Source organism: Pseudomonas sp. Ant30-3 (assembly GCF_000690905.1).
GTDB lineage: Bacteria > Pseudomonadota > Gammaproteobacteria > Pseudomonadales > Pseudomonadaceae > Aquipseudomonas.
Genome location: NZ_JMCL01000030.1, coordinates 175,501 through 200,788 on the forward strand (window position 1 = coordinate 175,501; position 25,288 = coordinate 200,788).

Consider the following 25,288-nt stretch of genomic DNA (forward strand, 5'->3'; position numbering starts at 1 on the left):
TTCCTGACGTCTAATCAACGGCAACTCTTGAACAAAGAACTGACTGCTTTCCCAGGACAGGGGTGGGGACTCCTGCTCAATTTCTTCTCTTCCAGCTGAGGTGATTGAAATAAAACGCCATTCGTCGGCGTCTTTGGGCACTTTCGATAATTGGCAAAGTCGGTGTATTAGCCCAAAACAGTAGGTTTATATGCGATCCCTAATCCTCGATATGCCTAATGGGCGTGAGCTGATCGACGAGCTCGATTTAGCGACTGAGCTAATGATGTCTATCCCCGTCGACCAAGTAGGTGGTCAGCAATGGCAGGATGCTTTCGATAGGCAGCAAAGGGCGTTTGCCGAATGGAGAAAATATCTTCTGCGGTTGGCAGATGGCCGTTTGGCGGATCTGGAGCTGCAAGTTGCATGACTCAAAGTAGTCGGCAGACTTCGCTCATTGGCATCGGTTTGTTCCAGATGACGTGGTGTCGCAGATACCAGCCAGTGATCCATGAACATTTTACTTGTACAAGTATTCTCTCGTTGTATAGGTTTTGTGCCAAACTTCAGGTATGGAGCATTAAGTCAGCAAAATCGGTCCATACCACAGCGCAAGTTAATCGAGCCTTACCATGATTGTGAAAGACGACTTCAGATTCCAATCACACGTTCTTCTTGTGGAGCTTGATGCTGCAACAACCCAGCTGATGATGCTGGTAGTTGCAGGCGAGCTCTCAGGAGTTCATTGGGATAAAGCGTTCGCACGACAGAGCGCTGCCTACTCGGCGTGGGTCGGCGCCGCAGCGGGCGTCCAAGTAGACCCCATGCCAGTACTTGATGGTCGTCCTGCTGACGGGTCGTTGACTCAGGAAACGTGAGCATCCATTGATGCGAGCCCTTGAGTTCAGGAAGGCCTGCACTTACAGGCGGTGGAGGGGTAGATATTTTCCGCTATCTCGACAGCAGCGATAGCGTTCATGGCGCCGCAGACCTGATCAAGAACTCGATGTGCCCCAAGACAAGATCGACGTGGCGGCCCTGGGTGCTACTAAAACGCTTGCGCTGCGCGGATTGATTTTGTCGAGGTACGCAAATAAAACAGGTGGGAAACAGAAAGGCTTAAAAGCAAAAAGGCCCCATAAATGGGGCCTTTTCGATGCGAATATGGCGGAGGCGATGGGATTCGAACTCATGGACCTGTTACAGTCGACGGTTTTCAAGACCGTTGCCTTAAACCACTCGGCCACACCTCCGTTTGCGTTGCGGGCGCCATAATACCTGAATGAAACACACTGTCAAACTCTCTACGTAGCTTGTTACAGAGCGTCTGTTATGATCTTTGCGACTGAACGTTTCAAACCAACAGGAGTGTCGCCATGCGCGAACAGGATTACGCAGTTAATAACAGCGTGCAGGCTGGGCAGCTAGAGGTTAGCCGCGTCCTGCGCAACACTTATGGCTTACTGGCCCTGACCCTCGCATTCAGCGGCGTGATGGCGTATGTCGCCCAGCAGATGCGCGTTGGCTACCCGAATATTTTCGTGGTGCTGATCGGTTTCTACGGCCTTTTCTTCCTTACCAACAAACTCCGCGATTCCGCGTGGGGCCTGGTGTCGGCGTTTGCCTTGACCGGTTTCATGGGTTTCCTGCTCGGCCCGATCCTCAACCGTTACCTGGGTATGCAGGGCGGCGCTGAAGTCGTCAGTTCGGCCTTCGCCATGACCGCATTGGTATTTGGTGGTCTGTCGGCCTACGTGCTGATCTCCCGCAAGGACATGAGTTTCCTCGGTGGTTTCATCACTGCCGGTTTCTTCGTGTTGCTGGGTGCGGTGGTCGCAAGCTTCTTCTTCCAGATCAGCGGTCTGCAACTGGCGATCAGCGCAGGTTTCGTGCTGTTCTCCTCGGTCTGCATTCTTTACCAGACCAGCGCCATCATTCATGGCGGCGAGCGTAACTACATCATGGCGACCGTCAGCCTGTATGTATCGATCTACAACCTGTTCGTCAGCTTGTTGCAGCTGTTCGGCATCATGAGCCGCGATGATTGATCGCAGGCTTTGAGTAAAAAACCCGCTTCGGCGGGTTTTTTATTGTCTTCGTTTTCTGTGGGTGACAGATCTAAAGATCGCGGCCTCGCTTCGCTTGGCTGCTCCTGCAGTAGTCGGTCGTGCGGTTACCGCATATCACTGTGCCATCGGCGGCAACCGTCGCTTGACCGGAGTTTTCTTGACGATGGCGGTGTTGGTTTCGGCATGGCTGTTGAGACGGTCGAGGAGGGTGTCCAGCTGTTCCATCGACCGCACGTGCAAGCGGGCAATGAAACAATCGTCGCCGGTGACCTTGTCGCATTCGGTGAATTCGGGAATCGCCTGGATCTGCCGCTCGACCTCCTGCAACTGCCCCGGCAGCGGACGAATGCGCACAATGGCCTGCAACTGGTAGCCGAAGCACTTCGGATCAATCTCCACCGTGTATCCCTTGAGGACGCCGCGTTCCTCAAGCCGTCGCAAGCGCTCGGCGACACTTGGCGAAGATAAACCGCTGATGTGCGCGAGGGCCTTGAGTGAACGCCGCGAATCTTCCATCAGTGCAGCGATGAGCACTTGATCAATGTCGTCGGTCATTGCAAATCCCCGATAAGGTAAGTGTTGGCAAATGCCTTCATAAGAAAGGCAGATCTGAAGTTTAGCCTGATTTATACACTGGAGATGCCTGGAGGCGGATTGACATAATTTGCACTCAAACAGAGGAGTCAGATGATGGACAATTCGATTCGGCGCGGATCATTCGAGATGACCGCCGCCATGCTGATCTCCGGGACCATTGGCTGGTTTGTGCTGGTTTCCGGCCAGCCGGTGCTGGACGTGGTGTTCTGGCGTTGCGTGTTCGGCGCCGTCACTCTGCTGCTGATTTGCGCGGCGTTCGGCTTCCTGCGCCCCGGCATCCTGACCCGCACCACCTTCTTGCTGGCGGTCATCAGCGGCGTGGCGATCGTCGGCAACTGGGTGCTGTTGTTTGCCTCTTATTCACGCGCCTCGATTGCTATTGGCACAGCGGTTTATAACGTTCAGCCGTTCATGCTTGTCGGATTGGCCGCGCTGTTTCTCAACGAAAAAATCACCCTGCAAAAGCTGTTCTGGCTCGGCGTTTCTTTTTTGGGCATGCTCGCCATTGTCAGCGCCCATGGCCAACAGGGCGAAAGCGGTAGCGATTATCTGGTGGGCATTGCGCTCGCGCTGGGGGCTGCGTTTCTTTACGCCATTGCGGCGTTGATCATCAAACGTCTGACTGGCACGCCACCGCATTTGATTGCGCTGATCCAGGTCAGCACCGGCGTGCTCCTGCTCGCGCCATTCGCGCACTTTTCGGCGCTGCCACAAGCGCCGAGCGCTTGGGCCAGTCTGGTGACGCTGGGCATTGTGCACACCGGCGTGATGTACGTTTTGCTGTATGGCGCGATTCAAAAATTACCGACGGCACTGACCGGGGCCCTGTCCTTTATCTATCCGATTGCAGCGATTTTCGTCGACTGGTTCGCCTTCGGTCATCGTCTGGAGTTGCTGCAATGGGTTGGCGTTGCCGCGATTCTGTTGGCAGCGGCCGGCATGCAACAAGGCTGGACCCTGAAATTCCGGCGCCCCGTCACGCAGTCATGATGACTCAGATATTCCAGCGCGGCGCAGTAATGGCCAGGCGGTGGCGCAGCAGACCGATGTTGCTCGCCAGCTGCTGGACCAATAAGCGGTAGCCGTCGAGAGGGCTGAACACCGGCGCCTCCAGACTGGCTTCGGTTGACGCTTCCAGTGGTCGATTGAGTCGCTGCGAAGCACCGGTTTTCAACGCCCGCGCCATGCCAATCAGTTGCACGCGGACCAGTCGATGCTCGGCGTTCAGCGCTGCCTGCAGTTGTGCCATGGCGTTGACATCGCGGACATCCGGGCGGGTGTTGCCGAGGATTTCCAGGGTGCTGACACACATCCGCAAGTGCCGCTGAATTGCATCCAGTTCGGTCATGGAAATCTTTACCTCTTTGGACACCGACGGCATTAGCGAACGCAGCTGTATCATCGCCATGTTAAGACGATTCATGACTTTCACGTGCTCGTCATCGTTCACCGACTCGCCGTTGAGGATGCGCCCGTAAATCGTCGCGCAATCGCGCAAGGCATCCGCCAGGTTGTAGCGCCATGAATACACCGCGTACAACGGCAGGGCGAAGGAAAATGCCAGGGCCAGTGCGCAGCCAATCAAAATATCGACCCCGCGCCACAATCCATCGCTGACCGGATTGTCGCCATGCCCGGCAACGATGAACACGGTAATTGCCGCCAACAGAGCGGTGTAGCCGCCCTTGCCGATGGCGTGATAGGAGAAAGCCCCGCACACCACCGACATGGCCAAATACGTCACCCACGGCATGCCCAGCCATGACTCCTGGGCCATCAACAGCAGACCGATGCCGGCGCCGAGCAATGTGCCCGTCGCTCGCTCGACGGCTTTTTTGCCGATGTTGCCGTGGTGCTGCAAGCCGCCGATCACCACCAGCATCGTCACCGACGCCCACTCGCCGTGGGGCAGGTTGATGCCGGTGGTCAGCAGTATCGAAGCGAGCAAGCCAAGCGACACACGCACCGCGTGAATCAGTTTGGCGTGCCGATAGCGCCGATAAGGGTCCAGTAACGGACGCAGTAATCGGCGTAGAAGCGGTGGCAGTCGGTGGCTGTTGAACGTGCTCAGGCGTGCTGTCCTCAGAAGATGTAATCGGTGGTCAGGAAACTCGAACTGCGGCCGCTGATGATCTCGCTGATGAGGTCTTTGTTGGTTTCCTGAAATTTGGTCGCGACCAGCGTGCGAATCGAAAATACCCGCAGCGCATCATGCACCGACAACGTACCTTCGGCCGAGTTCTTGCGGCCGTTGAACGGGTAGGTGTCAGGGCCGCGCTGGCACTGGGCGTTAAGGTTGATCCGTCCGACCTGATTGGCGAAGGTATCGACCAGCCGGCCGACCGCCACCGGATTCGTGCCGAAGATGCTGAGCTGCTGGCCGAAGTCCGACTCAAGGACGTAATCAATCACCGTGTCCAGATGCCGGTACGGCACGATCGGCACCACCGGGCCAAATTGCTCTTCCTGATACACGCGCATCTGCGGCGTCACCGGGTACAACACCGCCGGATAGAAGAACGAAGCGCGGGCTTCACCGCCGTTGGGGTTGACCACGGCCGCGCCCTTGCTCACTGCATCCGCCACCAGTGCGTGCAGGTAATCAACCTTGCCCGACTCCGGCAACGGCGTCAGCGCCACGCCACTGTCCCACGGCATGCCGGGTTTCAGTGTTGCCAGTTTGGCATTGAATTTTTCGATGAACGCCTCGACCACGTCTTCATGCACGAAAAGGATTTTCAACGCAGTGCAGCGCTGGCCGTTGAACGACAGCGACCCGGTGACCGCTTCGCTCACCGCATTGTCCAGGTCGACCTCGGGCAGGATGATGCCTGGGTTCTTCGCGTCCAGACCCAGGGCGGCGCGTAAACGGTGCGGTTTCGGGTGGAGTTTTTTCAGGTCGCTGGCGGCTTTGTTGGTGCCGATGAATGCAAAAATGTCGATCTTGCCGCTGGCCATCAAGGCGCTGACAGTTTCGCGGCCACTGCCGTAGATCACGTTGATCACCCCGGCCGGGAAGCTGTCGCGAAACGCCTCCAGCAATGGACGAATCAGCAACACACCTAGTTTGGCCGGTTTGAACACCACCGTGTTGCCCATGATCAACGCTGGAATTAGCGTGGTGAATGTTTCATTCAACGGGTAGTTGTAAGGTCCCATGCACAGCGCGACACCCAGCGGCACGCGACGGATCTGGCCGAGCGTGTCCTGTTCCAGCTCAAAGCGGCTGGAGCGGCGATCGAGTTCCTTCAGCGCGTTGATGGTGTCGACGATGTAGTCGCAGGTGCGGTCGAACTCCTTCTCCGAGTCCTTGAGGTTCTTGCCGATTTCCCACATCAGCAACTTCACCACCGCTTCACGTTGTTCGCGCATTCGCCGCAGGAAGGTTTCCACATGCTGGATGCGCTCGGCCACGCGCATGGTCGGCCACAGGCCCTGACCGCGATCATAGGCGCGGACGGCGGCGTCGAGGGCAGTCAATGCGGTGTCGGCGTCGAGCAGCGGTGTGCTGCCGAGAATCACTTGTTCGTCGCCGGTTTCGCCGCTCAGGTAGACCGGGCTGCGGACCTGGGCGAGGGCGCCGGGCCAGGTTTTCAGCTCGCCATCGACCAGGTATTCACGCTGTTCGGTGGGGCCGTCGAGGCGGTATTTTTCCGGAATGTCGCTGGAGTGTGGAAACAGGTTGCCAAGGATTGCTGTGGTCATTTCGCTACTCCATGTGAGGTAAGCCATGCATTGGCGGCTAGCCGTTCAGATTCACTTCAAAGGTTATACGCCTTATTGCTCGGACTTTTTAAGTGCCGATCCGTCGATCCCGCGATCTTTTGACCTGAGCACACACAACGGCCAGTGCTGCGGGTAAACTCCGCGCTCTTTCCAAAGGAGTTCATATGAGTCACTACCAGCCGGGCATTCTCGCCACCCCCGTTCCGCCTCATGCCCGTCATATGTTCTTCGCCCTGCAATCCATCGAGGCTCTGCCGGCCGCGCTCGACAAGCTGATGACGCTGGTGGACGGCAAGTCGGCGGTGGTGGGGTTTGGTGAGTCGCTGGTCAAGGCACTGCACGTGCAGATCGACGGCTTGCGGGTTTTCCCGGCGATGGCCGGCGTCGGCGTCGACAATCCTTCGACGCAGCATGCGCTGTGGTGCTGGCTGCATGGCGTCGATCGGGGCGAGTTGCTCAACCGTAGCAATGCTCTCGAAGCCGCGCTTGCTCCGGCGTTTCGCCGCGTGCAAATGAATGAAACCTTCCGCCACCAGACCGGCCATGACCTGACCGGCTACGAGGACGGTACTGAAAATCCTCATGACGACGCCGCGGTCGCAGCGGCCTTGTTGGGTGAAGGCGCTGAAGGTCTGGTCGGCGGCAGTTTCGCCGCGATCCAGAAGTGGCAGCACGACTTCAAAGGCTTCAACGCGATGTCCGCCCATGAGCGGGACCACATCATGGGCCGCCGTTTGAGCGATAACGAAGAGCTGGATGACGCGCCGGTTTCTGCCCACGTCAAACGCACTGCTCAGGAAAGCTTCGCCCCTGAAGCGTTTGTGGTGCGCCGTTCGATGCCGTGGATCGAAGGTGATCGCGCCGGTCTGATGTTCCTGGCGTTCGGTTTTTCCCTCGATGCGTTCGAAGCACAATTGCGCCGCATGAGTGGACTCGAGGACGGCATCACCGACGGTTTGTACCGCATGAGTCGGCCGGTGACAGGTGGTTATTACTGGTGCCCGCCGATGAAGGATGGCTACCTGGATTTGCGCGCGTTGCGTATCGGCTAATTGCCCGAACTCTGGTCGTAACGAAATCCCTGTAGCAGCTGCCGAGCACCGCGAGGCTGCGTCGATCAACCGAATCAACTCGTCAGCTCCTAAGGGTAAACATTCCATTGCACCTATAGAGCCTGACTAACGGCTCTTGCCGGAAAAAAAGCAAAAGAGTACAAATGTACTCCATGACTAATCTTACTCCTCGCCGTACCGCCATCCTGACCTTCATCCGTGATCGAATCGCGGAACACGGTCAGTCCCCGAGCCTCGCTGAAATCAGCGAGGCGTTTGGTTTTGCCTCTCGCAGCGTGGCGCGCAAGCATGTGCTGGCGTTAACGGAAGCCGGTTTTATCGAGGTCAATCCGCATCAGGCGCGGGGCATACGCTTGCGCGGCCAACCGGCGCGGGCAGGGTTGCTCGACATTGCGATTCTCGGCCGGGTGGCCGCCGGTGCGCCGATCGGCGCCGATGCCGAGGTGCACAGCCGTTTGCTGTTCGATCCCGCAATGTTCTCCCGTGTGCCGGATTACTTGCTGAGGGTTCAGGGCGACTCGATGATCGAAGACGGCATCCTCGATGGCGATCTGGTCGGTGTGCACCGTAATCCGGAGGCGCTCAATGGCCAGATCGTCGTGGCACGGCTCGATGGCGAAGTGACGATCAAACGCTTCCAACGCATTGGCGACAAAGTTCAACTGCTGCCGCGCAATCCGGCTTATCAGCCGATTCTTGTGCGCGCCGATCAGGATCTGGCGATTGAAGGCGTGTTCTGTGGCCTTGTGAGGCAAGGGTGATGGGCGCCGTCGTCGCGCTGGATACACTGTTCAATGGCGGTCAGGTCTGGAAGGGGAGACCTGCGCCACCGGCCGCCAGCCCACAACCGACCGGCCATACCGCGCTGGACGCGGCATTGCCCACGGGCGGTTGGCCGGAAGCGGCGCTAACCGAAATCCTCCTGGTCGGGCAGGGCGTTGGTGAGTTGCAACTGGTGTGGCCGGCGTTGGCGCGACTGTCGGCGGCCGGTGAGCGCATCGTGCTGGTAGCCCCGCCTTATGTGCCATACCCCATGGCGTGGGTTAATGCCGGCGTCGATCTGCGCCAGTTGTCGATCATCCAGGCCAGCGAGCGCGATGCCCTGTGGGCGGCGGAGCAATGCCTGCGTTCGGGCAGTTGCGGCGCGGTGCTGTGCTGGCCGCAAAAGGCTGACGACCGTGCTTTGCGCCGCCTGCAGGTGGCGGCGGAAACCGGTTCGACCCTGGCGTTTGCCTATCGCTCGATGCAAGAGGCGCTGAATCCTTCACCTGCCGCACTGCGCATTGCCATCGATGCCAGGCCCGCGCAGTTGCGGGTGCTCAAGTGCCGTGGCGGGCTGGCCCGATCCGCACCCATTGCCTACCCTGTGGGGCATTGAGGTTGCCATGCGCTGGGTTTGCATACTTTTCCCGCAATTGGCGCTGGACGCGGTGCTGCGTCAGCGTCCCGATCCCGAGCAGCCTCTGGCTTTATTGACTGGCCCGGCTCAGCGTCGGGTGTTGCAGGCAGTCAATGCATCGGCCCGCGCGCTGGGCTTGCGTCCGGGGCAGTCGATGACGGCTGCGCAAACCCTGAGCAAGGGCTTTGTTACCGCTGAATATGACAGCGCCGAGATCGAACACTGGCAGCAGTTTCTGGCCGCATGGGCCTATCGCTTCAGTTCCCAGGTCAGCGTGCACTACCCGCGAGCGGTGGTATTCGAAATCGAATCCAGCCTGGGCCTGTTCGGTGACTGGCCGCAATTCGAAGCGCGTTTGCGCAACGAACTCGGCGAACTGGGCTTTCGTCACCGGATCGTCGCCGCGCCAAACCCGGCAGCGGCGCGAATCCTGGCCAATGCTTATGACGGACTTGTGGTACCCAACGATCAAGCCCTGCAACATCATCTTGGACAATTGCCCGTTGACCGCATCGGCCTGGAACCCAGCGTTGCCACGGCGTTGACGCGCATGGGTTTGCGCACGCTGAATCAGGTACAGGCGTTGCCCCGGCAGAGTCTGGCCCGGCGTTTTGAAGTGCAGGTGCTCAAACATCTGGACACGTTGCTCGGCGCAAGACGTCTCGCGCTTGCATTCTATTTGCCGCCAGACCGTTTCGACGTGCGCATCGAACTCAACTTCGACGTGCAATCGCATCAGGCACTGCTGTTTCCGTTGCGCCGCCTGACCGGTGATTTGTCGGCGTTTCTCTGTGGCCGCGACAGCGGTGTGCAGCAATTCGATCTGCACCTTGAGCATGCCGGGCTGGCGGACACTGTGATCAAAGTCGGCCTGCTCAGCGCTGAGCGCGATCCGGCCATGCTTTTCGAACTGGCTCGAGGGCGACTCGAACAGGTTCAGGTCGCGGCCCCGGTACGCGGTTTTCGTCTGCGCGCAGAAGACCTGCCGACCTTCATTCCGCAATACCAGGAGCTGTTTGACGATCGTCCCCAGCAGTCCTTGCCTTGGGAACAACTGCGCGAACGCTTGCGTGCTCGATTGGGGGATGAGGCAGTGCAGGGTTTACGCTTTCAGGCTGACCATCGCCCGGAATGTGCGTGGCAGGCGAGGGTCGACAACCAGCGCAATGAAGTGCTGCCGGGCGTGCAGCGTCCGGGATGGTTGCTGACCGAACCCCTGGCCGTTCACGAACATTCCACGCGTATTCTAATGGGGCCGGAGCGGATCGAGTCGGGCTGGTGGGATGGTGGCGATGTGCGTCGCGATTATTACCTGATCGAAACCCGTACCGGCCAACAAGGCTGGGCTTATCGTGCGGTAGGTGAGAATGGCCCGTTGTGGTTGCATGGCTGGTTCGCATGAACTTTGAATATGCCGAGCTGCATTGCCTGTCGAACTTCAGTTTCCAGCGGGGGGCTTCCAGTGCACTGGAACTCTTTCAACGGTCGAAAAAACTCGGCTATCAAGCATTGGCAATTACCGACGAATGCACCCTGGCCGGCATCGTCCGCGCCTGGCAAGCGGCCAAATCTGTGGAGCTGCCGCTGATCATCGGCAGCGAAATCAGGGTTGAAAATGGTCCGAAACTGGTCTTGCTGGTGGAAAACCTACAGGGTTATCAGAGTCTGTGTCGGCTTATCACCCTTGCACGCAGACGCACGCAGAAGGGTTTGTATCAGGTGCTGCGTGAGGATTTCAGAGAGTCAATGCCGGGGCTGTTGGCGTTATGGGTACCGGATGCACTCGATGATGTCGAGCAGGGCCAATGGCTCAGGCAAGTGTTCGCCGATCGTCTTTGGCTGGCCGTGCAATTGCATCGCGGGCAGGACGATCCGCGGCGGTTGAAAGGGTTGTTGATGCTGGCCAAAGAATTGCAAATCCCGGCCGTGGCCAGCGGCGATGTGCACATGCATTGCCGGGCCCGGCGGGCGTTGCAAGACACCATGACCGCGATCCGACATCACCTGCCGGTCGCGGAAGCGGGCATGCGCCTACACCCCAATGGCGAGCGGCATTTGCGCGGCCTCGATGCGTTGCAATCGATCTACCCGCAAGCCCTGCTCGACGAGACCATGACCATCGCCCGGCGTTGCACGTTCGACCTCGGCCAATTGCGTTATCACTACCCACGCGAGTTGGTCCCTGAAGGCCAGACTGCCACGTCCTGGCTGCGGGTGTTAACTGAACAGGGCATACAGTGGCGCTGGCCCGATGGGCCGAAAACCGAAGTGCTGACTCAGATCGGCAAAGAGCTGGAGCTGATCGCCGAGCTGGGCTACGAAAGCTACTTTCTGACGGTGCACGACATTGTGCGTTTTGCCCGTGAGCAGCAAATTCTCTGTCAGGGCCGGGGTTCGGCCGCCAACTCGGCGGTGTGTTTTGCATTGGGCATCACCGAAATCGATCCTGATCGCACCACGCTATTGTTCGAACGCTTTCTCTCCAAAGAGCGCAACGAGCCGCCAGACATCGATGTCGATTTCGAGCACGAACGCCGCGAAGAAGTCTTGCAGTATGTTTTCCAGCGCTATGGCCGCACTCGCGCGGCGCTGACGGCGGTGGTCAGCACTTATCACGCGGCGGGCGCCGTGCGCGACGTGGCCAAGGCCTTGGGTTTGCCGCCCGACCAGATCAATGCCTTGGCCGATTGCTGTGGTCACTGGAGCGATGAGACACCGCCGGTGGAGCGTCTGCGCGAAGGCGGTTTCGATCCCGAGAGCCCTGTGCTGCACAGGGTACTGAGCCTGACCGGGCAACTGATCGGTTTCCCTCGGCACCTGTCCCAGCACCCCGGTGGTTTCGTGATTTCCGAACAGCCGCTGGACACGCTGGTGCCGGTGGAAAACGCCGCGATGGCCGACCGCACCATAATCCAATGGGACAAGGATGATCTGGACGCCGTCGGTTTGCTCAAGGTTGATATCCTCGCCCTCGGCATGCTCAGTGCGATACGCCGATGCTTCGATCTGCTGCGTCGGCACCGTGATCTCGACCTTAGCCTGGCGACAATCCCGGCCGAGGACGCCGCCACTTACGAAATGATTACCCGCGCGGACACAGTCGGCGTGTTCCAGATCGAGTCGCGGGCACAGATGTCGATGTTGCCGCGACTCAAACCCAAGACCTTTTATGATTTGGTCATCGAGGTGGCCATCGTTCGCCCCGGGCCGATTCAGGGCGGGATGGTTCACCCTTATCTGCGCCGTAGAAATGGTCAGGAAGCCGAAACCTATCCCTCGCCGCAACTGAAAACAGTGCTCAAACGCACCCTCGGCGTACCGTTGTTTCAGGAACAGGTGATGCAGATTGCGATTGTCGCGGCCGATTACAGCCCCGGCGAAGCCGATCAGTTACGCCGCTCAATGGCGGCCTGGAAACGCCACGGCGGGCTTGAGCCGCATAAGCTGCGTCTAGCGGCCGGGATGAAAAAAAACGGCTACACACCGGAGTTTGCCGCGCTGATTTTCGAACAGATAAAAGGCTTTGGCAGCTACGGATTTCCAGAGTCCCACGCTGCCAGTTTTGCCTTGTTGACCTACGCCAGTTGCTGGCTGAAATGCCATGAACCGGCGGCGTTCGCTTGCGCACTGATCAATAGCTGGCCGATGGGGTTCTACAGCCCCGATCAGATTCTGCAGGACGCGCGCCGTCATCATTTGCAGATCCGTGCGGTGGATGTGCGGGCCAGTGACTGGGACTGCGGCCTTGAGAAAATCATTGGCGCACAACCGGCCATTCGCATGGGGTTGCGAATGATCAAAGGCTTTCGCGAGGACGATGCCCGGCGAATCGAGCACGCCAGGGCGCAGGGGGCTTTCATCGACATCGCCGACCTCGGCGAACGGGCGCGCCTCGATGCCCGGGCCCAGGAGCAGCTCGCCGATGCCGGTGCATTGCGCGGGCTGGCCGGTGACCGGCACCAGGCACGCTGGGAAGTGGCGGGTGTACAGAAGCAGCTCGGCTTGTTCAGCGGGTTGCCCACTCAGGAAGAGCCCGCTGTCTACCTGCCCAAACCCTCCGTGGCCGAAGACCTGCTGGCTGATTACAACAGCGTCGGCACCACCCTCGGCCCGCATCCGCTGGCGTTGTTACGCGATGAATTGAAAGCCCGGCGCTGCCGCAGCTCCAAAGAGCTGCAGGAGGTTGAACATGGCCGGCCGGTGAGTATTGCCGGGCTGGTGACCGGTCGACAACGACCGGGAACTGCCAGTGGTGTCACTTTCGTTACCCTCGAAGACGAGTTCGGCAACGTCAACGTCATCGTTTGGCGCGACCTGGCCGAGCGACATCGGAAGGTTTTGGTGGGCTCACAGTTGCTCAAGGTCGATGGCCGCTGGGAGAGCGAGGGCAATGTCCGGCATTTGATAGCGGGGCGCTTGAGCGACCTGACGCCACTGCTGGATGGCATCAGTGTGCGCAGCCGGGATTTCCATTAAATCCCTGCGGCTGTGAACGGTTCAGGAATGGCGACACACTCGTTGTCCAACAGGACCGTCAATGCTCAGCTATAACTCTATGAAACCATTGGCAACCTTGGTGCTCGAAACAAACGGGCGCCCGCCGATGCCATAGGGTTAATATCGCGCCTGACAGCCACTTACAGGACACTGAGCCAGTCAATGCAGTTTCTATCCAATAACCACGGATGTGTGGGCTGGAATGGTGAAATGGCCGAACGCATCTGTGCGTTCGACTGGAGCCTGACCGATCTGGGAGACATCCAGCACTGGCCGAAAAGTCTATGCTGCGCAGTGCAAATGTTGCTCGCTTCGCCGTTGCCGATGGTGATGCTCTGGGGCCGGGCCGGTTACATGATTTACAACGACGCCTACTCGGAGTTTGCCGGGGGCCGTCATCCGTATCTGCTTGGAGCTCCGGTGGAACTGGGTTGGCCGGAAGTCGCCGAGTTCAATCGCCATGTGGTTGACACCTGTCTGGCAGGCGGCACGTTGTCTTTTCGCAACAAGGAGCTGGTGTTGCTCCGCGATGGCGTCCCCGAAGACGTCTGGATGGATCTCTATTACAGCCCTGTTGCCGATGACGAAGGGATCCCCGCTGGTGTTCTGGCGATGGTGGTCGAGACGACCGAGTACGTGATCTCCGAGCGGCGCCGGCGCGAAGCCGAAGATGCTTATCGGGCCGATAATGAGCGGGTGCGACTGGCACTCAATGCCGGGGCATTACTTGGCTCCTTTGTCTGGGACATCAAGGGCAATACGCTGTCCGGCGATGAACGTTTCGCCCGCACCTTTTCCTATCCTGCCACGCGCAACCTCGCTGACCTGTCCTCCGAAATCGCACAAGCACTGATTCATCCGGATGACCGTCGCTGGGTCCAGGAACAAGTCGATCAATCCGTGGCCAGCGGCGCACCTTTCAACGCGGAATATCGGGTGCAGCGCCCTGATGGCGCTTACCTGTGGGTGCTGGCCAGTGGTTGCTGCGAGTTCGATGAACAGGGCGAACCGTTCCGCTTTCCGGGTGTGCTGATCGACATACACGAGCGTAAAACTGCCGAAGAATCATTGTTGCGATTCACTCGTAACCTTGAGCAACGGGTTGCCGATGAAGTGAAAGCCCGCCTGGACACCGAAGAACAACTGCGTCAGTCGCAGAAGCTTGAAGCCATCGGCGGCCTCACGGGCGGAGTGGCCCATGACTTCAATAATTTGCTGCAGGTCATTGCGGGCAACCTGCATCTGCTCGCGCGGCATGAGCCGGACAACGCCAACGTCCAGCGCCGGGTCAGCGCGTCGATCGCAGCGGTCGAGCGCGGCGCGAAACTGTCTTCTCAGCTACTCGCGTTTGCCCGCCGCCAGCCGCTGACGCCGGCCGTGTGCAATCCCTGGCAAATCTTCGATGACCTCGGCGAGCTGCTACAGCGCGCGCTGGGTGAAACGATCCAGATCAACGTGAACCTGCCCGACGAGCCATGGCGGATTTTCGTTGACCGCCATCAAATGGAGAATGCCATTCTCAACCTGGCGATCAATGCCCGAGACGCCATGAAAGGTGAGGGCGTAATTGTGCTCGGTGCGGATAATGTCTGCCTTGATCACGAATTTTGCGCAGGCAAGGGCATTTCGGCCGGCGACTATATTCGCGTAGAGGTGGTGGACTCGGGTGTGGGCATGGCCCCGGAAGTGCTCGCCCAGGCGTTTGAACCGTTTTTTACCACCAAGGCTGATGGTCAAGGGACGGGTCTGGGCTTGAGCATGGTGTTTGGTTTCGTCAAACAAAGCGGGGGCCACATCGAGATGTCCAGCGAGGTCGGGCAGGGCACTCGCGTGCAGCTGTATTTTCCACGAAGCCTGCGTCCGGTGCCCAGTGAAACTACTACTCAGGATTCACCGCAACGCGGTGGACACGAGACCATTCTGGTGGTGGAAGACAACGAAGCCGTGCGTACGTCGGCGGTGGAATTGCTGCTCGAGGAAGGTTATCAGATTCTCACCGCTGCCAACGGTGACGCAGCGATGCAGCTGTTGCTGGAAGGCGTAGCGGTTGACTTGATTTTTACCGATGTGGTCATGCCAGGCCTGATCAAAAGTTCTGAACTGGCCGCCTGGGCCAAGGTGCAAACACCGCCCGTTGCGGTGCTGTTCACTTCGGGTCACACCCGCGACATTATCTCGCGCAACCATCAGCTCAGCGCCGACACCTGGCTGCTGAGCAAACCTTATGGTCCCGAAGCGCTGCTGAGCATGATTCGCGATGTGCTGGGCGGCTGAGTTTTCACCGGCTGCGCGACACGTATGCTCGTCGCCTGTAGGAGCAAGCTTGCTTGCGATAGCTATGGACCTGATAAGTCGCCATCGCGAGCAAGCTTGCTCCTACAAGCAAAGTCCTGGGCAATTCATGAACCTTTCACTCAAGGCCTACCAATGACTTCCAAGCGCACCTCGAACCCTCCTTCCGGCATGGTCAGAGTGCGAGGCGCTCGGGAACACAACCTCAAGAACGTCGATGTCGATATTCCCCGCAATGCACTCGTGGTGTTCACCGGCGTCTCCGGTTCGGGAAAATCCTCACTCGCGTTCTCGACCCTGTACGCCGAAGCGCAGCGTCGTTATTTCGAATCCGTTGCGCCTTATGCGCGACGCCTGATCGATCAGGTCGGCGTGCCCGACGTTGATTCCATAGAAGGCTTGCCGCCTGCCGTTGCATTGCAACAGCAGCGAGGCACGCCGAGCACGCGCTCTTCGGTGGGAAGCGTGACCACGCTGTCCAGCCTGATTCGTATGCTTTATTCCCGCGCCGGCAGTTACCCGGCGGGGCAGCCCATGCTCTACGCCGAGGATTTTTCGCCGAACACGCCGCAAGGCGCCTGCCCGCAATGTCACGGTCTGGGTCGGGTTTACGAAGTCACCGAAGCGTTGATGGTGCCTGACCCGAGCCTGACCATCCGCCAGCGCGCCGTCGCTTCGTGGCCTACGGCGTGGCAGGGGCAGAACTTGCGCGACATCCTCGTGACCCTCGGTTACGACGTCGATAAACCCTGGCGCGAACTGCCGAAAAAGCAGCGCGACTGGATTCTGTTCACTGAACAAACCCCAACCGTGCCGGTGTACGCCGGGCTCACGCCGGAAGAAACCAAAGTCGCGCTCAAACGCAAGATGGAGCCCAGTTACCAAGGTACGTTCACCGGTGCGCGGCGTTACATCCTGCATACCTTCAGCCATTCACAAAGTGCGCTGATGAAAAAGCGCGTTTCGCAATTCATGCTCGGCAGCCCATGTCCGCTGTGCGATGGCAAACGGCTCAAGCGCGAAGCGTTGTCGGTGACGTTCGCCGGCTACGACATCGGTGAGTTGTCGCAGATGCCCTTGCTGCAGGTCGCTGAAGTGCTGAGACCGGTCGCCGCACGCAGCTACCTCGAACAGGCTGAAGAAGCCGGCGAGGTGTTGACCCATGATCAGACCCGCGAAGCGCGCCAGCAACGCGTGACCCATGGCGCCAGTGCCCATGCCAATGCACCTGACGTGCGCCACACACCCAACCTGTCGGTGGAAAAACGCCTGGCCGCGCAACGCATCGCTCAGGATTTGCTGGAGCGAGTCAGCACACTGACCGATCTTGGCCTCGGTTATCTCGCGCTGGAGCGCAGCACACCGACACTGTCGTCCGGTGAGTTGCAGCGGTTGCGTCTGGCGACACAACTGGGTTCGCAGTTGTTCGGGGTGATTTATGTGCTGGACGAGCCGTCGGCCGGTTTGCATCCGGCGGACGGCGAGGCGTTGTTTGAATCGTTGCAACGGCTGAAGGCTGCCGGCAATACCTTGTTTGTCGTCGAGCATGATCTGGAAACCATGCGCCGCGCTGACTGGCTGATCGACGTCGGCCCCGCAGCCGGCGAGCAAGGCGGTCGTATCCTCTACAGCGGGCCGCCATCCGGATTGGCGCAGGTAGCAGACTCGCAGACGCGTGCCTACCTGTTCGCCGATCAGGTCACGTCACCGCGCGCCCCTCGCAAGGCGACCGATTGGCTGCGTCTGGAGGGCATCACCCGCAATAATCTGAATAACCTCAGTGCAGAGTTTCCGTTGGGCTGTTTTACGTCGGTAACGGGTGTGTCGGGTTCCGGCAAATCGAGCCTGGTCAGTCAGGCATTGCTGGAGCTGGTGGGGGCGCACCTCGGTCGCGCCAGCCGCGACAGCGAGGCCGAGGAACTGAGCCTTGAAGACGATGCACCGCAAGTCAGCGGCGGTCAGGTGACGGCCGGGCTGGAATCGATCAAGCGCCTGGTCCAGGTTGATCAGAAACCCATCGGCCGTACACCGCGCTCTAACCTGGCGACCTACACCGGACTGTTCGACAGCGTGCGCAAGTTGTACGCCGCTACGCCGCAGGCGCAGGCCGAGGGCTACGACGCAGGGCAATTTTCGTTCAACGTCGCCAAGGGGCGTTGCCCGACGTGCGAAGGCGAGGGTTTTGTCAGCGTCGAATTGTTGTTCATGCCGAGCGTCTATGCGCCATGTCCGACCTGTCACGGCGCGCGCTACAACCCGCAAACACTGGCGATCAGTTGGCAAGGCCTGAATATCGCGCAGGTTTTGCAACTGACCGTAGAAGAGGCCGTAGAGGTGTTCGACGGGCAAGCGGGCATCCGTCGGTCTCTGGAGGTGCTGCGTGACATCGGCCTGGGTTATTTGCGTCTAGGCCAACCGGCCACAGAGTTGTCCGGCGGCGAAGCCCAGCGCATCAAACTGGCGACCGAGCTGCAACGCAATCAACGTGGCGCAACCCTGTATGTGCTGGATGAACCCACCACCGGATTGCACCCGCGTGATGTTGATCGCCTGCTCGAACAGTTGAATACGCTGGTGACGGCAGGGCACACGGTGATCGTCGTTGAACACGAAATGCGCGTGGTGGCCCAGAGCGATTGGGTGATCGACATCGGACCGGGGGCAGGGGATCAAGGTGGCCGCATCGTCGTCGCCGGCACACCGCAGAAAGTCGCGAAAACCAAAAAAAGCCGAACCGCGCCGTTTCTGGCGAGGACATTGGGGCAGTGAGCCTACACAATGCGCCCTTGTAGGAGCAAAGCTTGCTCGCGAAGGCGATTTCAGATCCAGCATCAATGCCGCCTGACACACCGCCATCGCGAGCAAGCTCTGCTCCCACAGTTAACCGAGTTAGGTCTTGAGAATCGAGCATTATCAAGTCCGCCTTCGCGAGCAAGCTCTGCTCCCACAATTAACCGGGTTGGCCGCTGGACCAGTGGTCGACATAAAACTTTGTAGGAGCCAGCCTGCTGGCGATTTGGTTCAGGCAGCGCCGTCCAGCGAGCGGCGGACTTTGTCCAGCAGTTCGCTGATCTGAAAAGGTTTGATCAGCATGTCCATGCCGTCGCCGAGGAACACCTGGCGATTGACGGCGTTTTCGGCATAGCCGGTCATGAACAGAATCGGCAAGCTTGCACGCCAGCTGCGCGCGACATCCGCTAGTTCACGCCCGTTCATGCGGGGCAGGCCGACGTCGGTGAGCATCAGGTCGATGCTGGTGTCGTTCTGCAGGCGGTCGAGTGCGCTTTCGATATCGCCGACCTGCGTACACCGGTAACCGGCATCCAGCAGCACTTCTGTGACGAACATGCGCACCGCCGCCATGTCTTCGACGATCAGCACATGTTCCCCCGACCCCTGCGGATCTACCGCGCTCGGCGTTTCCTCAACCGGAGTCGGATCGGCAGTGGCCGGCAGCATAATGGTCACTTCCGTGCCGCGCCGGGCGACGCTGCGAATGTTCGCATCACCACCCGATTGCCGGGCGAATCCGTAAATGCTCGACAGCCCCAACCCCGTGCCCTGACCCAGCGGCTTGGTGGTGAAGAACGGGTCGAACACCTTGTCGATCACGCTGTGTTCAATGCCGGTGCCGTCATCGCGAACCGACAAGGCGACATAGGCGCCGTCCGCAATCTTCAGGTCGCCGTGTGAATACGCGGCATACGTGCTCACCCAGATATTGCCGCCTTGCGGCAGCGCATCGCGGGCGTTGATCACCAGGTTGAGCACGGCACTTTCCAGCTGAATCGGATCGACCAGCGCAATAGCCGCCTTGGACGTCAATTCGAGCTTTAGTGCAATGTGTTCGCCGATCGTTCGCATCAACAGTTCTTCCAGCGAGCGAATGTGCTCGTTGATATCGACCGGGCGTGTATTCAGCGGTTGCTGACGGGCGAACGCCAGCAGACGATGGGTCAGGGAAGCGGCGCTCATGGCTGAATTCAGCGCCGCATCCGCGTAAAACTGAACCTTGTCTGTGCGCGAGTCAGCGATACGTTTCTGGATCAATTCCAGACTGGTGATGATGCCGGTCAGCAGGTTATTGAAATCGTGAGCGATGCCGCCGGTCAACTTGCCCAACGCATCCATTTTCTGCACTTGCAGCAGCTGGGCTTCGGTGCGTACCCGCTCGGCGATCTCACGTTCGAGCTGCGACGTCGCATCATCAAGTTGCGCAAGGTGCGAGCGCTCACGGCGGCGATGCTCGGTCACATCCTCGACGAACACCAGGCTCAACTCGGGCGTATGGTACGGCGAGATCTGCCATTCGGTTTCCCGCAGTTCGCCCTCCACGCGCATATTCAACGTGCCTTTCCAGCGCTCGCCAGCCGTCAGGCGCAGGCGCAGCTCACCAAGAATCGAGTCTTGCTGATCGGCGAAACATTCGCGCAAGGCATCAGGGTCAAGGTTGTCGTGAATCAGTTGAGCGAACGCATGGTTGCACTCGTGCACCTTGAACTGGGCGTCGAGCACCGCGATCGGCGCCGATACATTGACAAAAATCTCGCGGAACCGCGCTTCACTTTCGCGCAGCGCGTTTTCCGTGTCGCGAACTCGCAGCAGGGTGCGCAGAGTCGCGAGCAGCACGTCCGGGTCAACGGGATGAATCAGGTAAGCGTCGGCACCGGCGTTCAGGCCAGTAATGATGTCGCCGGTCTGGATCGACGCGGCTGAAACGTGGATCACCGGGAGCAAGGCAGTGGCCGTTTCGGAGCGCAGTTTGCGCACAATGTCGAAGCCGCTCATGTCCGGCAGATTGACGTCGAGGATCAGCGCATCGATCGCTTCGCTGTCGATCAGCGCGAGGCCTTCGCCACCGGTACCGGCTTCGAGCACGATGTAGTCATGGCGCTCCAGACGTCGACGCAGGGCGTAGCGCGTGGCGACGTTGTCATCGACGATCAGTAAGCGGATGTCACGTTTCATCAGCAGATTCCGTTGCGATGGCCAGCGGGATGATCACAAAGAAGGTCGAGCCAACGCCCGGAATACTTTCCACCCCGACTTCGCCGCCGAGCAGCTCCGCAAAGCGTTTGCACAGGGACAATCCGAGCCCGGTTCCGCGCAGACGCTTTTGCAGAGGCGAGTCAACCTGGGAAAAGTCCTCGAACAATGCCCCATGCAGCTCGGGAGCGATACCTATACCCGTATCGCTGACGGCAAAGCGCACATGATCCGCGCCTTCAAGCCGGGTGCTTACGCGCACTTCACCGCGAGTGGTGAACTTCAGCGAGTTGGAAATGAAATTACGCAGGATCTGCCCCAGCTTCTTGTCGTCGGTATAAAGCCTTGGCAAACCGACAGGCTCTTCGAAGATAAGATCCACGGCGCTGGCATCGACGATTGGCCGGAACATGCCCCGCAACGCAGCGAACAGATCGAACATGTCGAACCACGCCGGCGAAATGCTGATACGACCGGCTTCGATTTTCGCCAGGTCCAGCAGGTCGTCGACCATATCGCTGAGCTCGCGTGCAGCGGTGCTGACGAAGGCGACCTGCTTGTGCTGCTCTACGCTTAGAGGACCGTCGAGTTCATCGGTCAGCAGACTGGAGATGCTCAGAATCGACCCCAGCGGTGTGCGGAATTCGTGACTCATGTACGACAGGAAGCGGCTTTTCAGATCCGAGGCCTGGCGCAACTCGTCAGCCTGATTGTCGAGCTCGGCATACAGGGCCAACACGCCCTGGTTGGTTTCATCGAGCTCTTCGCGCAGGGCCGTTGCTTCGCTTTGCAACCTGGCAATCAGCGCAGCCTGCTCGTCCAGCTGGCTCACAGGAACCTCAGGCATGACCGGCCTCCAGATCAATGACGAGTACGGTGACATCGTCCCGGCCGCGACAGAAATCGCGATGCAGGAGGGTGGCTATCACCGCGGGATGGCGGTGCACCAGGCCTGGATAATCCTGCAGGTTCCAACGGGATTGAAGGCCGTCGCTGTACATGATCAATAGCTGTCCATTCACATTAGCGTAGTCAAAAGATTGTGCTTTGCGGTACTGCCCGCCAACGATGCCGGGGTGGGAAGCCATTCCGCGGGATTTGTCCGGGGCAATCAGGCTGGCGCCAATGTTGCCGATACCGACGAATCGCAACGCATCATCGTGGCCATCGAACTGCATGATGGCCAGTGCGCCACCACGGGTGCCGATCATGGCGTGATGGATGTCTTCAAGCAATAGCGTGGCCGACGTGAATGGGGTGAGGGCGAAGACTTCTTCACCCGCCCGGGCTCCACGTTCTGCCTCCTCACCATGCCCCAAGCCATCAATGACCAGCGCACTGATCCGAGCGCCATCGAACGCCACGTGCCACACGTCGCCGCAGGCGGGATCGTTGTGTAAGGAATGCTGGCTGACGCCCATGCGTCGATCGGCTGTCTTGTCCTGTCGCGGATAGAAACGCGTCAGCAACACCGTGCCCCGTGCATCGGCGTAGACATCGAACACTTGCGCCTGCCGCGCCACGGCGCCAAGGCCAATGCCTTGGGTGCCACGGGTGGAGAAGCCATCGATCAGGCACGCGTGCACATCAAAGCCTTTGCCGCGATCTACCGCGAGTATTTCAATGCCGTCGCCCGATGGCCGCGGCAATACGCGCAGGTGCAGCTCGCCTCGAACGGCATGCTTGAGAATATTGCTCGCCAGTTCGGTGGCCACGAGCGCAACGCGACCTGCATCGGTGGCATCGAAGCCGTGTTCTTCGGCGAGTTTTTGCGCGGTGCGGCGTGCATGACCGATCTGACTGCTGTCCTCGATCGGCAGCACCTGCGTCAGCGTGCCTCGAATATTCATGTCCATCGGGTGATCGTTATGCGGGTGCCTTTGCCAGGCTCGGTTTCGAGTTCGAACTCTTCAACCAGCCGTCTGGCCCCCGTCAATCCAAGGCCGAGGCCGCCACCGGAGGTCCAGCCGTCGGTCATCGCCAGCTTGAGGTCCGGAATGCCGGGACCTTCATCGCGAAAGACCATACGCAAGCCTTTGCGTGAGCCTTCCTCGAGTATTTGCCAATCCATGTCGCCGCCACCGCCGTAGACCATGGTGTTGCGCGCCAGCTCGCTGACCGCCGTGACAAATTTGGTCAGGTCGATCAGGCGCATCCCGCATTCCTGTGCGAGCTTGCGCGCCAACTGCCGGGCGAGCACCACGTCCTGCTCGATAGCGATTGGTTGAGTGCCGTTGCTGACCACGTTCATGTGGATTGCACTCGGTCTCGCAATAGTTTCATACCGCGCTCGACATTCAACGCGGTGCTTACGCCCGGCAATGTCATGCCCAACTCGACCAACGTGATGGCGACCGCAGGCTGCATGCCAACCAGCACGGTTTCGGCGTCCATGATTTTCGACAAACCGGAAATGGTACCGATCATTCGGCCAATGAACGAGTCGACCATGTCCAGTGCGGATATATCGATCAGCACGCCACGCGCCGATGTTTTGCTGATGCGCTCGGACAGATCGTCCTGCAGCGTCAGGGCCAACTGGTCATGCATGTCGACCTGTATGGTCACCAGCAGGAAGTGGCCCATTTGTAAAATCGGTATGCGGTCCATTGGCTTAGTCCGCCTTGTTGACGGTAAGTCCCAGACGGGTCAGGGCCAGTTTCAATGCGTCCGCCAGGTTGGCTTTGGTCACTACGCCTTGTAGATCCAGACCCAGGTGCACGATGGTTTGCGCAATCTGCGGACGCACGCCGCTGATGATGCAATCGGCACCCATCAGGCGAATCGCAGTAACGGTTTTCAGCAAGTGCTGAGCGACCAGGGTATCGACTGTCGGTACGCCGGTGATGTCGATAATGGCGATTTCGGAGCCGGTGTCGACGATCCGCTGCAGCAGCGATTCCATGACCACTTGAGTACGCTGCGAGTCGAGGGTGCCGATCATCGGCAGCGCCAACACGCCATCCCACAGCTTGACCACCGGGGTCGACAGTTCCAGCAACTCTTCCTGCTGGCGCTTGATCACGGCCTCGCGGGATTTCTGGAAGGTGCGGATGGTGTGCATGCCCAGTGCGTCGAGCAGTTCGGACACTTCCCAGAGTTGCTCGGCCAGCAGTGCCGGGTTGTCCTGGTAGTGGTTTTGCAGCAATGCAAACAGCGGGCCTTTCAACGCGAAGATAAAGCTGGCGGTCTGGTGTGAGTCCTGGCCGAGCAGGGCGCGGCTGTGGGAGAGTTTTTCCAGGTATTGACGGATTTCATCCCAGCCCGGCAACGCGACATTCTGGCCGTTGCCTTTTTCCAGGCCGGAGATAATCAGATGCAGGAATTCTGCAGTCTGCTGCTTCAGGTCATGTTCTTTGAGATTGCGCGTGGCACCACTGGCCTCGAGGCCTTTTGACCATTCGGCGAGCAATTGCGCCTGGTTGTTCTTCAATGCGTCGAGTGTGGTGGTTTGCAGTGCTGCCATGTGCTGTAACTCCCAGGATAGTATGTGCCGGCTCCCTAAAATCAACCGACGCAATTCAATGACATTTGCGCTATGAAATAGTTGTTCGAGTCGCCAGGATTTTTCCGGCGTCACATTACTCTAGTTCGTGCCTGCCAACACTGCGCTATTTGCGCCGGGTTCGTTGTTCGGATGGAACCATGACGTCGACGAGGCTTCGAAACTTCAAGGCTGATTAATTCAGCCGTGTACTGGCAGCTATAAACGAGGTGACTATGACAGACGAATCGAAGCCGCGGGGGCAAGATCCCCAGGGCTCGCCATCTGATCGCAATGATCCGGCAATTGACCCCGCGACTGAGCCGCAGACCCCGGGCCAGACGGGCGGGCAAGTTCAGACGGGAGAGCCGGAGAGTGCTGATCAAGCGGTTGATCAGAAGAATCACCATGATGACAATGACAACGACTTCAGCCCGGGCTTCAAACCCAATCTCGACCGCCCGGCTCCCAGTGATGACACCGACGCCGATATTGATACCGATGGCGGCTAATAAAAACCGCTCAAATAAAAAGGCCGCATCTTCAGATGCGGCCTTTTTTATGGCGGCGAGATTATGTGCTCGGATGAGCGGCTTGCAGCTTTTTAGCCATCTCCAGATGCTTTTTCAAATCTGGCAGCATTTTTTGCGCAAAACCTTTCAGCTCGGTGGCGCCTTTGGTTTTGTCGTCGGTGACGGTGTTGGCTTGTTTCTCGAACAGTTTGATGGTTTCTTCGTGCGCCATAACCTGGTTGTTGGCGTAGGCAGCGTCAAACGATTCGTCACGTACCTCGAGGATTTTCTCTTTGGCCTGCTTCACCAGCGTCGTGGTGTCCGGCACTTCGATGTCGTTCTTTTTGGCAATGGCAGCCAGTTCATCATTCGCCTTGGAATGATCGGTGATCATCATGTTGGCGAAGGCCTTGATGTCAGCCGACTGACTTTTTTCCAGAGCAAGACGGCTGGTTTCGATTTCTGCGATGCCGCCAGCCGCTGCGTTGTCGACAAAATCGTTGTCGGTGGCGGCGAACGCGGTGCCCATGCTGGTGCTCAGTGCTACAGCCATAGCGAGGTGGCGCAGGTTAAATCGGTCCATTGGTCAATCTCCACACAGGTTTTTTGTATGCGATCCAGATGATCGTTAATTAATTGAGGGCCGGGCTGCGGCAAAGGTTTTATCGCATTTC

General features: G+C 59.0%; 22 protein-coding genes and 1 tRNA gene. 12 read left to right on the top strand and 11 right to left on the bottom strand.

The features are described 5' to 3' along the window. The first annotated feature begins 190 nt into the window (after positions 1–190). Positions 191–409, top strand: a complete 219-nt coding sequence (locus DU29_RS0108400; protein WP_028621335.1) for a hypothetical protein — start codon at positions 191–193, stop codon at positions 407–409. A 202-nt stretch (positions 410–611) separates the two neighbouring features. Further along, positions 612–857 (top strand): hypothetical protein, encoded by a 246-nt coding sequence (locus tag DU29_RS1000000132920; RefSeq protein WP_033050358.1) that lies wholly within the window; start codon positions 612–614, stop codon positions 855–857. 287 nt (positions 858–1,144) lie between these two features. Here DU29_RS1000000132920 and DU29_RS0108410 read toward each other — a convergent pair. Further along, a tRNA-Ser gene (locus DU29_RS0108410) sits at positions 1,145–1,232 on the bottom strand. Positions 1,233–1,355: 123 nt separating this feature from the next. On the opposite strand from DU29_RS0108410, the gene DU29_RS0108415 reads away from it, so the two are divergent. Beyond that, a complete protein-coding gene (locus tag DU29_RS0108415) occupies positions 1,356–2,027 on the top strand; it encodes a Bax inhibitor-1/YccA family protein (protein ID WP_028621336.1) in 672 nt (223 codons plus the stop codon). 135 nt (positions 2,028–2,162) lie between these two features. Here the strand turns inward: DU29_RS0108415 and DU29_RS0108420 are convergent, their stop codons facing one another. After that, positions 2,163–2,603 carry an Lrp/AsnC family transcriptional regulator gene (locus DU29_RS0108420; protein WP_028621337.1) on the bottom strand — a complete coding sequence of 147 codons (441 nt, stop codon included), beginning with the start codon at positions 2,601–2,603 and terminating at the stop codon, positions 2,163–2,165. Between the two features lie 135 nt (positions 2,604–2,738). Here DU29_RS0108420 and DU29_RS0108425 point away from each other — a divergent pair, with 135 nt between their 5' ends. Beyond that, the gene (locus DU29_RS0108425) at positions 2,739–3,635 is read left to right on the top strand and encodes a DMT family transporter (protein ID WP_028621338.1); all 897 of its coding nucleotides are present in this window, start codon (positions 2,739–2,741) and stop codon (positions 3,633–3,635) included. A gap of 4 nt (positions 3,636–3,639) precedes the next feature. On the opposite strand, the gene DU29_RS0108430 is transcribed toward DU29_RS0108425, so the two are convergent. Beyond that, a complete protein-coding gene (locus DU29_RS0108430; protein WP_028621339.1) occupies positions 3,640–4,692 on the bottom strand; it encodes an FUSC family protein in 1,053 nt (350 codons plus the stop codon). A 35-nt stretch (positions 4,693–4,727) separates the two neighbouring features. Then, positions 4,728–6,350, bottom strand: coding sequence for an NADP-dependent glyceraldehyde-3-phosphate dehydrogenase (locus tag DU29_RS0108435; protein WP_028621340.1), 1,623 nt, complete (start codon positions 6,348–6,350; stop codon positions 4,728–4,730). A gap of 185 nt (positions 6,351–6,535) precedes the next feature. Between DU29_RS0108435 and DU29_RS0108440 the strand changes: the two genes are divergently transcribed. The 7 genes from DU29_RS0108440 to DU29_RS0108470 all read left to right on the top strand — a co-directional run bounded on the left by DU29_RS0108440 (position 6,536) and on the right by DU29_RS0108470 (position 18,401). Then, positions 6,536–7,423, top strand: a complete 888-nt coding sequence (locus DU29_RS0108440) for a Dyp-type peroxidase (RefSeq protein WP_028621341.1) — start codon at positions 6,536–6,538, stop codon at positions 7,421–7,423. Between the two features lie 164 nt (positions 7,424–7,587). Continuing rightward, a complete protein-coding gene (gene lexA, locus DU29_RS0108445) occupies positions 7,588–8,205 on the top strand; it encodes a transcriptional repressor LexA (protein WP_028621342.1) in 618 nt (205 codons plus the stop codon). Next, positions 8,205–8,822, top strand: coding sequence for a translesion DNA synthesis-associated protein ImuA (gene imuA / locus DU29_RS0108450; RefSeq protein WP_028621343.1), 618 nt, complete (start codon positions 8,205–8,207; stop codon positions 8,820–8,822). Before lexA ends, imuA begins: the two co-directional genes overlap by 1 nt. Positions 8,823–8,829: 7 nt before the next feature. After that, positions 8,830–10,245: a Y-family DNA polymerase gene (locus DU29_RS0108455; RefSeq protein ID WP_028621344.1), complete on the top strand. Its 1,416-nt coding sequence runs from the start codon at positions 8,830–8,832 to the stop codon at positions 10,243–10,245. Beyond that, positions 10,221–13,319 carry an error-prone DNA polymerase gene (locus DU29_RS0108460; protein ID WP_201770518.1) on the top strand — a complete coding sequence of 1,033 codons (3,099 nt, stop codon included), beginning with the start codon at positions 10,221–10,223 and terminating at the stop codon, positions 13,317–13,319. Before DU29_RS0108455 ends, DU29_RS0108460 begins: the two co-directional genes overlap by 25 nt. Before the next feature lie 183 nt (positions 13,320–13,502). Continuing rightward, a complete protein-coding gene (locus tag DU29_RS0108465) occupies positions 13,503–15,614 on the top strand; it encodes a hybrid sensor histidine kinase/response regulator (RefSeq protein ID WP_033050359.1) in 2,112 nt (703 codons plus the stop codon). Between the two features lie 153 nt (positions 15,615–15,767). Beyond that, entirely contained in the window at positions 15,768–18,401 is a 2,634-nt protein-coding gene (locus DU29_RS0108470) for an excinuclease ABC subunit UvrA (protein WP_028621347.1), read from the top strand. Positions 18,402–18,653: 252 nt separating this feature from the next. On the opposite strand, the gene DU29_RS0108475 is transcribed toward DU29_RS0108470, so the two are convergent. The 6 genes from DU29_RS0108475 to DU29_RS0108500 are packed head-to-tail and all read right to left on the bottom strand — an operon-like array spanning position 18,654 to position 24,084. Further along, complete coding sequence (locus DU29_RS0108475) at positions 18,654–20,600, bottom strand: response regulator (RefSeq protein WP_028621348.1); 1,947 nt, start codon at positions 20,598–20,600, stop codon at positions 18,654–18,656. After that, positions 20,590–21,465 carry a sensor histidine kinase gene (locus DU29_RS0108480; protein WP_028621349.1) on the bottom strand — a complete coding sequence of 292 codons (876 nt, stop codon included), beginning with the start codon at positions 21,463–21,465 and terminating at the stop codon, positions 20,590–20,592. Before DU29_RS0108480 ends, DU29_RS0108475 begins: the two co-directional genes overlap by 11 nt. Next, a complete protein-coding gene (locus DU29_RS0108485; protein WP_028621350.1) occupies positions 21,458–22,468 on the bottom strand; it encodes an ATP-binding protein in 1,011 nt (336 codons plus the stop codon). Before DU29_RS0108485 ends, DU29_RS0108480 begins: the two co-directional genes overlap by 8 nt. Then, positions 22,465–22,869: an anti-sigma regulatory factor gene (locus DU29_RS0108490; protein ID WP_028621351.1), complete on the bottom strand. Its 405-nt coding sequence runs from the start codon at positions 22,867–22,869 to the stop codon at positions 22,465–22,467. Before DU29_RS0108490 ends, DU29_RS0108485 begins: the two co-directional genes overlap by 4 nt. Next, positions 22,866–23,228, bottom strand: coding sequence for an STAS domain-containing protein (locus tag DU29_RS0108495; protein WP_028621352.1), 363 nt, complete (start codon positions 23,226–23,228; stop codon positions 22,866–22,868). The genes DU29_RS0108490 and DU29_RS0108495 overlap by 4 nt, the downstream gene beginning before the upstream one ends. Before the next feature lie 4 nt (positions 23,229–23,232). Further along, positions 23,233–24,084: an STAS domain-containing protein gene (locus tag DU29_RS0108500; RefSeq protein ID WP_028621353.1), complete on the bottom strand. Its 852-nt coding sequence runs from the start codon at positions 24,082–24,084 to the stop codon at positions 23,233–23,235. Positions 24,085–24,338: 254 nt separating this feature from the next. Between DU29_RS0108500 and DU29_RS0108505 the strand changes: the two genes are divergently transcribed. After that, positions 24,339–24,614 (top strand): hypothetical protein, encoded by a 276-nt coding sequence (locus DU29_RS0108505; RefSeq protein ID WP_028621354.1) that lies wholly within the window; start codon positions 24,339–24,341, stop codon positions 24,612–24,614. Positions 24,615–24,675: 61 nt separating this feature from the next. Here DU29_RS0108505 and DU29_RS0108510 read toward each other — a convergent pair whose 3' ends face one another. Beyond that, positions 24,676–25,197, bottom strand: a complete 522-nt coding sequence (locus tag DU29_RS0108510; protein WP_028621355.1) for a DUF4142 domain-containing protein — start codon at positions 25,195–25,197, stop codon at positions 24,676–24,678. Between the last annotated feature and the right edge of the window lie 91 nt (positions 25,198–25,288).

Bases quoted from the DNA above. Each gene is read 5' to 3' on its own strand.
- DU29_RS0108470 (WP_028621347.1), top strand. From the start codon at position 15,768: ATGACTTCCAAGCGCACCTCGAACCCTCCTTCCGGCATGGTCAGAGTG.
- DU29_RS0108480 (WP_028621349.1), bottom strand. From the start codon at position 21,465: ATGCCTGAGGTTCCTGTGAGCCAGCTGGACGAGCAGGCTGCGCTGATT.
- DU29_RS0108510 (WP_028621355.1), bottom strand. From the start codon at position 25,197: ATGGACCGATTTAACCTGCGCCACCTCGCTATGGCTGTAGCACTGAGC.
- DU29_RS0108425 (WP_028621338.1), top strand. From the start codon at position 2,739: ATGGACAATTCGATTCGGCGCGGATCATTCGAGATGACCGCCGCCATG.
- imuA (WP_028621343.1), top strand. From the start codon at position 8,205: ATGGGCGCCGTCGTCGCGCTGGATACACTGTTCAATGGCGGTCAGGTC.
- DU29_RS0108505 (WP_028621354.1), top strand. From the start codon at position 24,339: ATGACAGACGAATCGAAGCCGCGGGGGCAAGATCCCCAGGGCTCGCCA.
- DU29_RS0108485 (WP_028621350.1), bottom strand. From the start codon at position 22,468: ATGAATATTCGAGGCACGCTGACGCAGGTGCTGCCGATCGAGGACAGC.
- lexA (WP_028621342.1), top strand. From the start codon at position 7,588: ATGTACTCCATGACTAATCTTACTCCTCGCCGTACCGCCATCCTGACC.
- DU29_RS0108435 (WP_028621340.1), bottom strand. From the start codon at position 6,350: ATGACCACAGCAATCCTTGGCAACCTGTTTCCACACTCCAGCGACATT.
- DU29_RS0108400 (WP_028621335.1), top strand. From the start codon at position 191: ATGCGATCCCTAATCCTCGATATGCCTAATGGGCGTGAGCTGATCGAC.
- DU29_RS0108440 (WP_028621341.1), top strand. From the start codon at position 6,536: ATGAGTCACTACCAGCCGGGCATTCTCGCCACCCCCGTTCCGCCTCAT.
- DU29_RS0108475 (WP_028621348.1), bottom strand. From the start codon at position 20,600: ATGAAACGTGACATCCGCTTACTGATCGTCGATGACAACGTCGCCACG.
- DU29_RS1000000132920 (WP_033050358.1), top strand. From the start codon at position 612: ATGATTGTGAAAGACGACTTCAGATTCCAATCACACGTTCTTCTTGTG.
- DU29_RS0108420 (WP_028621337.1), bottom strand. From the start codon at position 2,603: ATGACCGACGACATTGATCAAGTGCTCATCGCTGCACTGATGGAAGAT.
- DU29_RS0108455 (WP_028621344.1), top strand. From the start codon at position 8,830: ATGCGCTGGGTTTGCATACTTTTCCCGCAATTGGCGCTGGACGCGGTG.
- DU29_RS0108465 (WP_033050359.1), top strand. From the start codon at position 13,503: ATGCAGTTTCTATCCAATAACCACGGATGTGTGGGCTGGAATGGTGAA.
- DU29_RS0108495 (WP_028621352.1), bottom strand. From the start codon at position 23,228: ATGGACCGCATACCGATTTTACAAATGGGCCACTTCCTGCTGGTGACC.
- DU29_RS0108490 (WP_028621351.1), bottom strand. From the start codon at position 22,869: ATGAACGTGGTCAGCAACGGCACTCAACCAATCGCTATCGAGCAGGAC.
- DU29_RS0108500 (WP_028621353.1), bottom strand. From the start codon at position 24,084: ATGGCAGCACTGCAAACCACCACACTCGACGCATTGAAGAACAACCAG.
- DU29_RS0108415 (WP_028621336.1), top strand. From the start codon at position 1,356: ATGCGCGAACAGGATTACGCAGTTAATAACAGCGTGCAGGCTGGGCAG.